This window comes from Borreliella burgdorferi B31 (genome assembly GCF_000008685.2).
Taxonomy (GTDB): domain Bacteria; phylum Spirochaetota; class Spirochaetia; order Borreliales; family Borreliaceae; genus Borreliella; species Borreliella burgdorferi.
Genome location: NC_000953.1, coordinates 1 through 13,703 on the forward strand (window position 1 = coordinate 1; position 13,703 = coordinate 13,703).

The 13,703-nt window shown below is 31.8% G+C and carries 20 protein-coding genes; all 20 read left to right on the forward strand.

Translation table 11 applies throughout. The features are described from left to right. Positions 1-65 precede the first annotated feature (65 nt). From BB_RS06900 to BB_RS06995, 20 genes are read left to right on the forward strand one after another with little or no spacing between them, the layout of a single operon-like run. The gene (locus BB_RS06900) at positions 66-1,289 is read left to right on the forward strand and encodes a phage portal protein (protein ID WP_010257444.1); all 1,224 of its coding nucleotides are present in this window, start codon (positions 66-68) and stop codon (positions 1,287-1,289) included. A 16-nt stretch (positions 1,290-1,305) separates the two neighbouring features. Continuing rightward, the gene (locus BB_RS06905; RefSeq protein WP_002658634.1) at positions 1,306-1,998 is read left to right on the forward strand and encodes a DUF1357 domain-containing protein; all 693 of its coding nucleotides are present in this window, start codon (positions 1,306-1,308) and stop codon (positions 1,996-1,998) included. 12 nt (positions 1,999-2,010) lie between these two features. Continuing rightward, positions 2,011-2,568, forward strand: a complete 558-nt coding sequence (locus BB_RS06910; RefSeq protein ID WP_002658736.1) for a DUF228 domain-containing protein — start codon at positions 2,011-2,013, stop codon at positions 2,566-2,568. A gap of 6 nt (positions 2,569-2,574) precedes the next feature. Then, a complete protein-coding gene (locus BB_RS06915) occupies positions 2,575-3,339 on the forward strand; it encodes a DUF228 domain-containing protein (protein ID WP_010883743.1) in 765 nt (254 codons plus the stop codon). 29 nt (positions 3,340-3,368) lie between these two features. After that, a complete protein-coding gene (locus BB_RS06920) occupies positions 3,369-3,941 on the forward strand; it encodes a DUF228 domain-containing protein (protein WP_044283624.1) in 573 nt (190 codons plus the stop codon). Positions 3,942-3,962: 21 nt separating this feature from the next. After that, positions 3,963-4,922, forward strand: coding sequence for a hypothetical protein (locus tag BB_RS06925; protein WP_002658423.1), 960 nt, complete (start codon positions 3,963-3,965; stop codon positions 4,920-4,922). 19 nt (positions 4,923-4,941) lie between these two features. Then, positions 4,942-5,397: a DUF3890 domain-containing protein gene (locus tag BB_RS06930; protein WP_002658643.1), complete on the forward strand. Its 456-nt coding sequence runs from the start codon at positions 4,942-4,944 to the stop codon at positions 5,395-5,397. Then, entirely contained in the window at positions 5,397-5,780 is a 384-nt protein-coding gene (locus tag BB_RS06935) for a DUF1506 family protein (protein ID WP_002658662.1), read from the forward strand. The genes BB_RS06930 and BB_RS06935 overlap by 1 nt, the downstream gene beginning before the upstream one ends. Then, positions 5,768-6,157, forward strand: coding sequence for a hypothetical protein (locus tag BB_RS06940; RefSeq protein WP_002658432.1), 390 nt, complete (start codon positions 5,768-5,770; stop codon positions 6,155-6,157). Before BB_RS06935 ends, BB_RS06940 begins: the two co-directional genes overlap by 13 nt. Further along, positions 6,154-6,720 (forward strand): DUF764 family protein, encoded by a 567-nt coding sequence (locus BB_RS06945; protein ID WP_010883726.1) that lies wholly within the window; start codon positions 6,154-6,156, stop codon positions 6,718-6,720. Before BB_RS06940 ends, BB_RS06945 begins: the two co-directional genes overlap by 4 nt. Next, complete coding sequence (locus BB_RS06950) at positions 6,701-7,813, forward strand: DUF787 family protein (RefSeq protein WP_010883744.1); 1,113 nt, start codon at positions 6,701-6,703, stop codon at positions 7,811-7,813. Before BB_RS06945 ends, BB_RS06950 begins: the two co-directional genes overlap by 20 nt. 14 nt (positions 7,814-7,827) lie before the next feature. Next, a complete protein-coding gene (locus BB_RS06955) occupies positions 7,828-8,256 on the forward strand; it encodes a DUF1463 domain-containing protein (protein ID WP_002658441.1) in 429 nt (142 codons plus the stop codon). A 15-nt stretch (positions 8,257-8,271) separates the two neighbouring features. Then, complete coding sequence (locus BB_RS06960) at positions 8,272-8,727, forward strand: DUF1473 family protein (RefSeq protein WP_002658668.1); 456 nt, start codon at positions 8,272-8,274, stop codon at positions 8,725-8,727. Continuing rightward, a complete protein-coding gene (locus tag BB_RS06965; RefSeq protein ID WP_002658671.1) occupies positions 8,724-8,960 on the forward strand; it encodes a DUF1322 family protein in 237 nt (78 codons plus the stop codon). Before BB_RS06960 ends, BB_RS06965 begins: the two co-directional genes overlap by 4 nt. Before the next feature lie 7 nt (positions 8,961-8,967). Continuing rightward, positions 8,968-10,242, forward strand: coding sequence for a DUF759 family protein (locus BB_RS06970; RefSeq protein ID WP_010883745.1), 1,275 nt, complete (start codon positions 8,968-8,970; stop codon positions 10,240-10,242). A 22-nt stretch (positions 10,243-10,264) separates the two neighbouring features. Next, positions 10,265-10,948, forward strand: a complete 684-nt coding sequence (locus BB_RS06975; RefSeq protein WP_010883746.1) for a DUF792 family protein — start codon at positions 10,265-10,267, stop codon at positions 10,946-10,948. Positions 10,949-10,951: 3 nt separating this feature from the next. Further along, complete coding sequence (locus tag BB_RS06980) at positions 10,952-11,902, forward strand: DUF693 family protein (protein WP_010883747.1); 951 nt, start codon at positions 10,952-10,954, stop codon at positions 11,900-11,902. A gap of 17 nt (positions 11,903-11,919) precedes the next feature. Further along, a complete protein-coding gene (locus BB_RS06985; protein ID WP_010883748.1) occupies positions 11,920-12,465 on the forward strand; it encodes a DUF777 family protein in 546 nt (181 codons plus the stop codon). Positions 12,466-12,494: 29 nt separating this feature from the next. After that, positions 12,495-12,827, forward strand: coding sequence for a DUF2634 domain-containing protein (locus tag BB_RS06990; RefSeq protein ID WP_002658459.1), 333 nt, complete (start codon positions 12,495-12,497; stop codon positions 12,825-12,827). Further along, positions 12,824-13,699 carry a DUF276 domain-containing protein gene (locus BB_RS06995; protein WP_010883867.1) on the forward strand — a complete coding sequence of 292 codons (876 nt, stop codon included), beginning with the start codon at positions 12,824-12,826 and terminating at the stop codon, positions 13,697-13,699. Before BB_RS06990 ends, BB_RS06995 begins: the two co-directional genes overlap by 4 nt. Positions 13,700-13,703 lie beyond the last annotated feature (4 nt).

The window sequence follows — 13,703 nt, forward strand, 5'->3', positions numbered from 1 at the left end:
ATTTTATTGACAAAAATATTAGTTTTTGCTATCATACATCTAATTTAATAAAGAGAAGTAAAAAGGTGTGTGATTTAAGAAAAACAAAACTAATAGATAAAATAAGTTCACTAGAACTATACAAATACTCAATATTTTTTAGAAATTACATTGAAAATGTAGCAGAAGATTGTCTCAAGAACGGACTTATTCTTGAGAGTGCTGCCCACAATGTTAGTGAGGTTGAACTTGCTAGGTTAAAGGTACAGCTTAAGAATGCTCTGCTTAATTGTATTATAAGCTACCGTTTTCATGGGATTGGCTATGTTTTAGTAAAAACCAAAGATACCCTAATAGATCTCGAACAACCCGTTAATATAGAATTACCTATTGGTTTTGAATACCTTGATTATGAATATGTAAGAGATTTGGGAGTTGATTTTGATCATATAACCTATAAAGTAAAATCCAACAATAAGAACAATTCTTTAGACGCAGTTAAAATACATAAAAGTCGACTTATCATATATGAAAACTTTGATTATATCTTAAAAAGATATGTTCCGTGTTATACCGAAAGCTTTTTACTAGATATTTATTTATTTGAAAAGATATACGTAGAAATAGAAAGACGTATTGAAAACCACAATTTCTTGTTTTATAAAGATGAATCTTTAGTACAACTACAAGACGCACTCTCTAGTGCAACAACTTCTTTAAGTGCACTTACTCAGAGCAATAATGATAGGGGAAGTGGCATTTTATCTTCTTTTTTGAGAAAACAAAATTCAAACAATCATAGTAAAGATATTTCTAATTTAAGAAACCTTAATGACTCATTATCACAGGAGCTTGCTAGGCTAAAAAGCAATCTAAATAATGAGGGAATGTTTTATACGGCCACCCCTAGTGCTAGTTTAGAGGTTATTAAATACGATCTTAGCTACTTAAAGGAGGCTTTAGCATTAATTAAGGCAAAAATTGGTGCAGATACTAAAGAGCCCTTAACCAGAAGTTTTAATGAGCAGGCTAAAGGACTAGGAAATGATGGTAAAGGTGATAGGAGTAATTATTACGATTTTCTCAAAGGTGTACAAGAACAAGTTGAGAACTCTTGTAATTTAAAACTTACAAAGTATTTTGGGCTTGATATGAAGTTTAATTCTCTGATTATGTTAAGTGAAGAACAAAAAGTGGAAAGAGATATAAAGCTAATTGAGCTTTACAGTAAATATAACCAGCTTATACAAAGTAGCTCATTTAATAATGAGGAGCTAGCGATGTTAAAAGAGAAATTATTCTCATTTTGAGAAAAGGAGTTAAAAGATGACTGAGAAAGAAGAAAAAGAAGACCTGCAGGCACAAGATAAAGAAGAGCAGCAAATTAAGGCTGATACTAAAGTTATCAGTGTGCAGGAATTTGAAGAGTACATGCGTTTTAAAGAGCAGGCAAATAGTAAATCCAAAGAGACAAGTCGAGATTTAAGTATAAATGAACGAATAACAAAAGAACTTGCAGAAGTTGAAGAGCGGGAGCGTATTGAAAAGCAATTGTTACTAGAGGCTGAGCGAATTAATGAAATTGATACACTTGCAAAAGCACATCTTAGCAATCATTTTAACAAAGAGGTGCTACTTGCAAAAGGATATACATTAAAAGACATTATGCAAGCACAACGTAGAGAACTTGTACGCAAGTTCGTTCCAATTGAGCAAATTAAAGCTATTGCCAAAGTATCAGACATAAGTCATATCGATGGAGAGATATTAGAGCAACTTGTTTCTTTAGCAAAAGTGAATATTAAATTAAGAAAAAATGCGAGTAGCAGTTCTTCTTCTGTTGACTCTATTAAGGGGAATATTGCTATTAAATCAGAAGAAAGAGCAAGTTTGCTTGATTCTAATTTTGTACCTATTAATTTCACAGAATTTGTACAAGCGATAAGTAATACATACAAGCAAAGACGAATTCAATTTTATGAAAATCTAAAAAGACATAAAAGAACAAGTATTGCCTAAAGGAGTTTTTAAATGAGTGATATAACAAAAATTAAACAAGAATTTGATAAGAAAGTTGCAGAAATTCAAGCATTAATGAAAAATCCCCAACAAGACTCAGGATTGCTTAGCAATTCTATTGATTTTAGAGACCAAAATCTAATTTTTTCCAATTCTGGTGGGGTTTGCACTAGCAGTAAAGACAAAATAGAGAATTACCCTGCTAAAGGGTATCCGTATAAACGGGGTGTTAAGCTTAGTTTTGGAGATGGAACAACCGAACTAGAAGTTGAGGCTGGTGGTGGAGACGATTTATATGGAGTGTGTTCCGATATAGATGAGTTTAGCGGTATGGCAACTGTTATACCAATTACAAATAACTTTACTGGGTATTTAACGCTAAAGAAAGATGGACAAAATGGTGTAAATCCAGGAGATAAATTAAATTTTAACCAACATGGGGAACTTGAAAAGGTCACTGGGGCTCAAAAATCTGTTAATGCAATAGCACTTTCAAAGGCACACAAATTAACTGAAGATTTATTTATAGTGCTTGCTAGTGTATTTGGGAATAGAGCAATAAAAGGGTAATAAATTATGGCTTTAAAAGGCAACATGCAAGTAGAAAATCTTGAGGCTGTTGAGGACCCACAGGTAGATTTAGGGGCACAAGTTTCCGCTGCTCCTAGAGCTAAACGGCAAGCAAGACAAGCTGAGGACGTACAAGGGGAAGATCCCTATTTGGAGTCAATTAGCGAGCTTGATGATGTTCTTTTAAAATTTAAAAAATATTCAAAATCAATGAGTTCAATTGAAAATAAGGTTTTTAGCAGTTCAAGTGGCTGTTTTAAATCCAAGAATGAGCGAGTTGATGCATATTCATTTGCATGTTCAAGTTATACAGACAAAATAGAGGAATACCTTTACGATCCAGCGAATAGTTTTCCATACAAACGCGGCGTTAAACTTGTTCCAAAAGAGAACTCTATATATGTTGAAGTTGGAGCTGATACTGATATGTATGGGATATGTGTAGATGTATGTGAGTTTAGTTGTACTGCATATGTATTGCCAATTACTAACAATTTTGAAGGGTATCTTGTTACAAGGAATCCAAGTATAAAAATAGGAGAAATACTAGACATAAATAATAACGGTGTTATTATCAAGGCCGGAGGTGGGCCACCAACCGCAATTAACATATATGCTCTATCTGATTCATTTACAATCAATTTTGCACCCGAAGATGGAAATCAAGATCAAAATAGATATCCTAGGCAAGAGTATTCTATTAATTTGATAAAAGTTGCAATTTTTGGAAATAGAGGCCTTGAGAAAACAGTAAATCCTGATGGTGGTTAAACTTTGGGCGAATAAAAGGAGGTAAATAAATGGGAGATACAACGCAATTAGTAAAAGAGTATCAAGAGAAAAGAAGTAAACTGGAAAAGTTTATGAAAAATCCCCAACATGACGCTAGTTTGCTTAGCAATTCTAATGAATTTAGAGACAAAAATGTAGAATTTTTTGCTTCTGGAGGCACTAGAACTAGTAAGTTTGACAAATTGGAAAATCATCCATTTTTGGGGTATCCGTACAAGCGTGGAGTAAAAAGAGTTATTCAAGAGGCTCAAGATAATCAAAGTCACTATGAGCCACATGTTGAGGCTGGTGGAGGTGAAGACTTATATGGAATATGCATTGACATAGATGAGTTTAGTAAAACAGCTACTATTGTGCCAATTACCAATAATTTTGAGGGCTATTTAGTGGCAAAAGATTCTACGGTTAAAGTAAAAGATAAACTTATTTTTAATAAAGACGGTGCTCTTGAAAAGGTGACTGGAGCACCAAATAAAGCAACTATTAATGCAACAGCATTGACTGATGCAAAACAAATTAGCAATGAGGTTTATTTAGTAAAAGTAGCTGTATTTGGAAATAAAGCTATGAGTAGAAATTAATAATATTTGGGAGGATTTAATATGGAATTATTTGATGAAAATTATTATGCAAAAGCTGTGGCAAATATCATAGGAGAAGTTAAAGATCCTATTATGTATAAATGGTTTTCGCCCGATCAAATTGAAGATGTTGATCTACAAATGGGATATCAAAAAACCGTAAAATGGGACGCGTTTTTAAATGCTAATCCTACAACAATTGCCAATGAGGTTAATACTATCTCAACTATTGGATTTAGTTCTGAAGTGGTAAGACTTAATTATTTGAAATTACAGTATAAATTCAGACATTTAAAGCAGACTTCTGAGAAATTTTATACTTCAGATTCATATATTGGGGACATTAATAATAATTTACTTCCTTTTGCTCAAGCGTATAAGCTTGCAAGTAGTGAAATTATTAAACTTATTAATCACTTTGTATTAACCGGGACTGTTTCGATTCAAAAAGATGGGAAAAATCAAAAACGCCTGCTTCCAAATATGTATGGGCTGCTTAATATGCCCGAGCAGATAAAAGAAGAGGTTGCTAGTGGTGATAAAGATAAAATGGATAAAATCTTTGAAAAGATTGAGGCTGGACTTTCAAAGTTAGAACTGGGCGACGAATTTTCCACCCCGATGATGGTAATAGTTGACCCAGCAACGTCACTTAAACTAGTAAAACCATACGCAGCAGCACAGGGTGCAGCAAGTAGTTGTGAAAAATGGGAAGATGTTTTAATTCAAACTATTAAGGCTATTAATAATAGAGAAGATGTTTACATTGAAACTTCAAACTTGCTGAAACATAAAATACTCATTTATCCACTAAATTCTGAACTTATTAAATTTAAACCTAGCAAGTATATGCTACCTACACCGAATGAACAAGTTGATAAAGACTCAACCGATGTAGCTCATTCATACATTGATTTTGTTTTAGGCGGTCTACTTGCTACTAGAAAAACTATTTTGCAAGTTAACATAAAGCAAAGTTAAAAGTATAAGGTAAGTGAAAATGAGTGAACAAGAAAGCTTACAAGCACAAGTTGCAGGAGAAGAAGAACTTTTAGTAACAAAACTCCATTCAGAAGTGTTATTGCTATTAGGAATAGACAAATTTGCACTAAGCAGGCAAAATTTTCTACTTCATTTATCCTTACTTCAAGCTATTCTAGTAACACGCGGTATTGATGCCAGTTCACTGACGTATGAACAAATATTTTTACTTACTTTCTACCATATGGGCTGCCAATTAAGAAAACAGGGAGTTGTTCGAGAATTTGAATTTGATAGGATCAAAAAAGAGAAATTCAATGAACTTGAACTTGATTATTATCCTAGTAGCAGTGGAGGCGAAGAAGGCGGCGAGGGGAGTTGTGGCTCAAACAAGAATTTTTGTTCACAACTTGATGCATTTTTAGAAAAACTAAAAAGAGAAACTTCAACGCCATCTTGTGTGGGGGTTGTCTAATGAATGGTGTTAGGAAAAGACTTTCTGATATGTCATTTCGCATGATCAACGTATTTAAGGATCCTAAACCCTTAAAGTTTTATAAAGGTACTGTTGTAAAGCTTGAAAATGATTCTTCTTATCAGAGAGTATTTGATAAAACTAAGTACATTGAATTTGCAGGAGTTATTATTGACATAAAGCCACAAGAACTTGCAATTCTTTATGATTCTGATATGTCTGATATTCAAGGATATTCCAAACTTTACACATATCAAGACCTTAACTATGAACCAAAAGACCGAATATCAATTGCAGATTTAGTTTACTTTGAAATATTTAGTATTGACTCTTCAATAGGATATTTTACTTTGGTTTTAAAGGAATTTATATGGACAAACTAGAATTTAAAATGGAATTGGAAATTGGGTGGTTTGGTGGTCGTGCAGGTATTGCTAAAATGCATGAAAAAGGGAGTAGCAATTTACCAGCAAGAAAACATTTAACCAAAATTGCTAGTAGTTCTGAGTTTAGAGAATATATCAATAATAGCTATATAAATTCTAAGTTTAATCTTGACCCTAAATCGGGAATGGAGGCTATTGGACAAGCTTTTATAAGATACTATGAAAATTATCTACTATCAGCACAAGTCACTCCAGCCTTAAAGGCTAATACAATCAAAAGTAAGTTTAAAAGGGGTAGTAACACTGCAGCAATTCCACTTGTTGATACAGCCAAAATGTTATCAGAGATTACTTATAAGGTAACACTTGAATGATTTTCACTTTAGATATGGTATTAAATCATTTAACCCAAATATTTAAAGGGTTTAAGGCATATGCAACTGAAAATAATTTTGAGTGCGATATCATAAATACCTACAATCATCCATATCTTTCAAAAATCACAGCTGCTAGCTCAAATATAATAGCATTGAAATTTGATGGTACAGAAAATCTATTTGATCATAATTATAGAGCCGGTGTATTTTATGAAAATGCTTTGGAATTTAGTATAAATTTTCAAATATATATTATTGCAATAGTGTTAAACGCCAAAGACTTTGACGCTAATTCACGCATGTTAATGCTTTATAGTATGCTTAGTGACTTTCTACACAATAAAGCTCATAAGTATAATTTGCCCAGTCTACAACCCGACTATATTAATAAAATTAACTTCTACATTTACCCAACATCTAATATGCAAACAGTTGGACTGATTAATTTAGGCACAAAATATAGCAACCATGCATACAGTGCATCTATAGCATTTAATGCTAGTGTAAAAGCAATTGAAATTTTAAAGGAGGAATACGAAATTGCCGCAAGATACAATTAGTGTAAGTTTGCTTGACTCTAGAATTCAAGCTAGTAGGCCTAATTATTATAATCCACTTTTGGTTTACAAAACAGCTAAAATCAAAGTTAATAAAGATGCTGCTAGCTATAAAATATTGAATTTAACCGTTAATAATTATGAAAAACAAATTGAAACTTTAGAAAAAGAGAATGGAAATGGAGAAGATCAGTTTGGAAAAGAAAAAACACTGCTTAAAACTGCAATGTCAAATTTTTTCAATTCAAGCGAAGAATCGTTAAAATCAGCCGATCTTTTCATTTATAAGGATAAGCCTGAAGAGCTAAAAAATTATCTTAAAGTACATAGACACACTTTTGTTGTACTTATTAACACTGAGGGAGATGCGTCAGATGATGGACTTAAAATTTACAAAGATGACTATAATAAATTCAAAAAGCCTTCAACTTTTTTTGTATTCTCGACTAAAGAACAAGAAATAAAAGAACTATTTAAAGATAAAGGCAATACTGAAAAAGAAAGAAATATTGCTGTTTACAGCAACAATAAAGACAATTTACACCTTAAATTTATAAGTCAATATCTCCATCAAGCTAGTATTTTCCATGCTGTAAATCCTTATGGCATGCCGCTGGCTGCTACACCACTTGTTGATGATACTGTAATTGGAAAGTTGCGAACTGCAAAAATCAACTTTTATTCACTTCTTAATGAAACTGGGCTTGATGGTGTACCTGCCTTTAAAGAAGGTGTTGACCTAGCTGGAGGTGCAATAGACGAACAATTTACATACCACTATATAAAAAACGAAGCGATTATTGAGCTTATTAGAATTTGGAACAAAAACAATAGGCAAAATAGCAAATTATCTGCACTACAACTTAGTGGAGCTAGAGACAATGCATATACTTCAGCAATTGAATGTTTACTGAAAAGGTTTGTGGATAGAGGACTGATAATAGAGTATAAAAATTTAAGGCTTACTCTTTCTCCTACGCCACAACTTAAATTAGAACTTAGCGTGAATATTACTTATAACTTTAGCATTAATGCTGTTGCTTTAGTAATTACTACTCAAGATATAGTTGATTATCAAAACAGCTTAAGTGCTTAAAAGGGGGGCTAAAAATGCAATTTTATGATTTAAGAGAAGTTTATTTTTCAATTGGTGGTACGCAGTTACATAGTGGCAAGCTAGAGCTTACAAGCGAACCTACAACAAGAGCAGTGATTAGTAGTGAAGATAAAGGTATGCCTGTAATAAGCTTAAGAGATCCCAAAACAATAACTTATGTTTTCAACATTGAAGTGACACTAGGTAGTCATGACTACATTTTGTTAACTGAACTTTCTGATGAACAGTTTTACAACATGGATGTGAGAAAAGAGGATAAAATGCTTGATTTAGCATTCAATGATAGAATTGCTACCAAAATTATTTCTAACTATGCAATTTTTACTGAAGAGCCTTCAAGAAGTTATTCTGCTGAGGCCGAAAAAGTATCTTTTGAAATTAGGGCTATTAATTGCCAAAAATCTAAACCAAACAACTCTTAAAAGGAGATTCTTATTATGATAATGAGATATAAAATGAAAATTTTAACTAAAAATAAAACTTATGAATATCCGCTGAGAGTACTTCCCGTCTATGAATGGGATAAAGTGCTAGGATTTAATCAAAGTGACGCTGTTTTAAAGCTTAATGAGGTTAAATACTTAAGAGAAATCACAAGCTTAATGATAAGTCCAAAATTTTTAGACGAATTCTATGTGATTTTGGATCAAAATAGAGAATTTATTTCTTATTATAAGGACTATCTTGTTGCAATAATTTACACTGCACAATTTAATACTTTTCATTTAGACAATGATCTAAAAAAGCCCGCTTTAGTATATTTGAGTGAGTATGAAAATAATGTTGGTGATTTTGTTGCTTTTGACTATATTAATGAAAATTTTGATTATGAAAAAGTAGCCACTTCACTTTCATCAAGTACATCAAATTCCAATGAGCTGGTTGCTAAATGAACAAAAGAAATAGAGATATTGATAAAGCTATTGCAAGTCTTGATGAGACTAGAAAAAAATATTTTAACTTGCTTGACGAGATTAAGAACGATAAATACTATTTTCCAGTAATTATGAATATTTGCTCATACGACTCGGTTAAAAAATTGCCTTATGACGAGCTTTTAGAAGTCAATAGACTTGCTGAGATTAAATTAGAAAAAGAATTGTATGAATTAATTTTAAGCAAGTGAGGACTTAGTGAGCGACAAATTCACCATTAAATTTAAAGGTATTCTTGATCATGCTGCAACAAAAAAGGCCATTGAACAAGATATTTCTAAAATGGAAAAATATCTTAAACCTAAAAAATCTAGTTTGGGTAGCACTAAAGATATTGTAAAAAATAATTTGTCGGACAAGAAAAAAGAACTTAGTAGACAATCTAAATTTGAAAGCTTAAGAGAGCGTGTTGAGAAATATAGACTTACACAAACTAAAAAACTTATAAAACAGGGCATGGGGTTTGAGAAAGCTAGAAAAGAGGCTTTCAGAAGATCTTTAATGTCTGATAGAGACAAAAGGCGTCTTGAGTATAAAGAACTTGCAAAAGAATCAAAAGCAAAAAGTAAAATGTTAGCGGCCTCTCAAGGAAAAGGACTTGTTGCCAAAATTGCTATAGGTAGTGCCCTAGGGAATATCATTAGCAACGCTATGAGTAAAGTTGGAGGAGGCCTTTTAGGTTTTGCTAAAAAAGCGGTTGAAGAAGACACCAAAACAAAAAGAACACAACTTCTCAATAAAGCGTTTTATGGTGATCCAAAAGAGAAAGAGGGTCTTTTAAAGATTATTGGCGGAATGAAGGGATTTGAGCGCGACCTAGAAAAAGAAGAATTCTTAAATCAAGCAAGTGTCTTTAAGGGTACTTTAAGGGATTTAGATATGTTAAATGAAACTAATTTGAAAAACGCAGTAGAATTTGCAGCTATGCTTAAATCCAGTGGTGCTATGAGCAGCGAAGATGCAGTAAAGGCTGTTAATAGTGTTCTTGGGGGTGATGGAAGTGAGCTTTTTGATCTATTAAAGAAGTCAGGTGTTGGAGACAAATATATAGAAGATGCCAAAATGGCCTGGCAAAGCGGGGCACAAGTAGATCTAGAGTCTAGAATTACCAAGATGATGGAAATGTTCGAGGATTTTAAATCTTTCGGCCTTACAAAAAAAGTCAATAATGCTGAGAGTATTCAAAGTAATTTGGCCTCAGCTGAGCAAACTCTTCAAAACTTAACCACTACTGTCTTGGACCCATTACTTGACCTCATTAATAAGATAACTAATTACTTTAAAGACTTTGCGTTTGAAACACACATTATTAATCCCATAATTAATGGCATTAAAAGTATTTTTAATCTTAATTATTTCTTTGCAAAATTAAAATCGATGCTACCTGGATGGATGGGCGGAGATGAGGGTGCGGCTCTAAAAAAACTACAAGAAGAAATTCAAAATCAAGACAATGCTAACAGCACACCATAATTTTTACAAAAGGTAATTACTTATGACAAGTAACAAAAAAATTGCTAACAATGCAGCTAACAAAATAGATATTAATAATAAAATTACTAACAATCATGATATTGAAAAGAAAAAAATCAAGGAAAAAATTAATGATATTGAAAAGAAAGAAATCAGGGAGATTACTCGAATAATAAGAGATGTAATAACCCAAATATTTGCCCTTTTCGGAGCAGATAATTTTTTAGTGTTATTTCCTAGAATGGATCTAAAAGGTTTTGGATATATTCCTCAATTGTTTTTTATAAAACCAAAAAATGAACTCATAACACGCACTTATAATACTAGTTGTTCTAAAAGACCAGTTATCAATTATTATGATAGAAAAGCGGAATATGTAAGCTACAATCCGGTAATGACTGGTGAACATATATCATTAAACGGGGGAATACTAACATCCTTATATAAGGATATGATTTCTTTACTCAAAATGACTGTTTTTGGCAATACTATGCTACGCTTTGACGCTCATCTTGTAAAAGAACAACTAGCCAATAGAATACAAGCACAAGTCCCTTTTAGTATATATAGTCCAACTTTTGGCCTTAAAGAATTAGCTGTAATTACAAGTCTTTCGTTTAAAGATACTCCTTTCATTGACGAAGTTGAGGTTAGTTTATCAATAGAAATAGTAAAAACATTTGCATTGGAAAAATATAAAGGATAAAAAATGCTGTTACTACAATATGATTTTAAAATTGAGTTCTACAATGTAGATACATCAAAAAAATCACCTGATGGAATTCCTTTCGCCGAAGAAATTCCTAAAATTATCATCAATACACAAGATGGAATTCATATTGATATTTCCATATCCAACGTGTATTCAAATATTCATACTATAAGTTCCAAACAAGCAAAAGTCGTACTTTGGAATCTTCCCTTAGACTTCACCGACGACATTAAATTTGGAGATATAGTAAAAATATATTATAAGAAATTTGCTCATGAAAAAAATTTTGATTTCATAATGGCAGGAACTTTAGGACCTCCTATGAGCACTGATTATCCGGGTGGGGATTTTAGTGTAGATCTTGATGTTCGTTTATTAACTAAAAGCAATTTCTTCAATCGCGAATTGGCAGGCAAAGAAGGCAAAAACTTTAAAGGCAAAACGGTGAAGGAGGCAATAGAATCTGTATTTCCCAATCGCAATATCCTTAATATGGATGAAAAAGATTGTCTTAAAATTATTGACAAAGATATTTATGCCACAACACCAAAAGAGTTTATTGACAAAATTAAAGGAACATATGTTCATAACGTAATAGCCGATATTGGTACTGGTTTACGGGGATATGAATGCTATCTGATATTTACTAATTATATAAAAAAGGGGGAAAATGTCCACTACGAGGCATTAGAAGACTATGGGCTTGAATTTATACCACAACAAGAAATTACTTTGGGCACAACACTCAAAAAAAATCTTATATTTTGGAACGCAAAAACATTTTTCACACATAAGTTAAATGTTGGAGATAAAGTCTCATTTATTGATGGACTAGGGAAAATGATAAAAACCACTATAAAAGAAACAAGTGCAAGGCTTAGCAATACAGGAGAGTGTTCATTAATATTAAAGTTAGAAGATGATTCTAATACAAAACGTAAAAAATAAAGGGGACTAGAATTAGAATGAATGAAGACTATGAAATTTACAGAATGAATCAACGCCTTTATGGCCAGGCATTGGCTCAAGAAGACCTTAAAAATTGGATTTATTCAAACATTTTTATAATTAAAATTGGCACTGTAAAGGAGTTTAAACATCAAACTCAAGAAGCTATTGTTACAATACCCGAATTTGAAGATTTAGAAATTCACACAAAAAATATCTCTAATATCAGTTTAGAACTATCAAAAGGTGATTGCGTTTTACTACTTCAATCAAGCATTAATATTTTTGATAAAAATAACGATATTCACTTTGACAAACATCATTTTTATATACTTAGTGCAATTAGCCCAAAGACTTTAAATCTAATCTCTGATACTGTTAAAATTAGAGCGAATAATAAAATTGAAATAGCAAACCAAACAACTAGCTTAAAAAAAATTCTAGATAATATTGTTAGTGCTATCAATGGTATAAAAATTATAGGGGACTCAGTAATTGACGAATCAAGCTTAAAAATAGCAACCGCTCAAATTAATTCTGATATTAATAGTTTGTTTAAGTAATTTTTGCTAAATATGGTATAATTACTAGTATGGATTTAAGATTAGGCAATAATTTTGAATTGGTATTTAATAACGATTTATCACTTGTTGATGGAATTGATGAACAAAAACAAAGATTTTTGATATTTTTAAAAACCTTAAGGGGTAGTTTAAGCTATGCTCCTCATTGGGGATTGGACTATTTCTTGCTTTTAAAGCTGTTAAAAATTAACAATCTTCACGCTGTAAAAAATTATTTTCATGAAATATCTAAAGAGCTTAACTTAGATTTAATAAATATTTCAACTACTATACAAGACAACAAAGCACATATATCCTTTTTTTTCTCCGGCGATGTTTTGAATATGGAGTTTAATTTATGAGCATAGTTTTTGATTCTGATTTTGGCATTTTAAAACGTACAATTAAGGATATTGTAAGATCGAAAAGAGAATATTTGCGTGTAAATTATGGGATTAATATTGATGATAATCAAAGCTCAATTTATAACATTATTGCGTCTTCTTTAGCATTAATTGAAGAAGAAATAATTGATGAGCTTAATCTCTTTTTTTCTAAAATGAAACCAGGTGGTACTTATTGGGCTGCTATTGAAGAACACATTTCTTCTAAAAGCACAACTTACAGTGCGGTTCGCACGGCTTTACTTAATCTTGATGGGATTGAGTACACTAATATTAAAAGTGCAGCTGGTAAAGCCAACATATATCTAATTCTAAAGGAAACTTTACTAGACACTAGTAAATCTAATATTAATAGTCCTGAATTTAAAGCAAAACTTTGGGAAACATTATATCTAACAACTCCTAGTGGTACTTTACTTGAGGGAGACATAGAAATTGATGGTCTCAATTCAACTGGACAACGTAAATCCTATAAAATATCACTAGGGAAAAGAAAATATGTTTACATGAAAGTAAAGTATAAACTTGACCTTAAAAACTATCTCTACTTAAACATAGACTCTCAAATTAGGGACATTTATTCTAGGATTATTTCAAATAACTATTCTGATATGGGAATTAGCTTTGAATATCAAGACTTTTTTGCTCCAGTTAATGAAGTTAAAGGAATTAAGTTTATGGAAATAAGTGCTTGTATTAAAGATACAGACACTGAGAGTATTACAAAAATTGGTGATAGCGATTTTAAAAAAAATCAAGATATTGCCATTAATGATGACACAATGCTACTTTTCAATATGACAGATAGATTGCTTATTGATATTGGATAGTTAA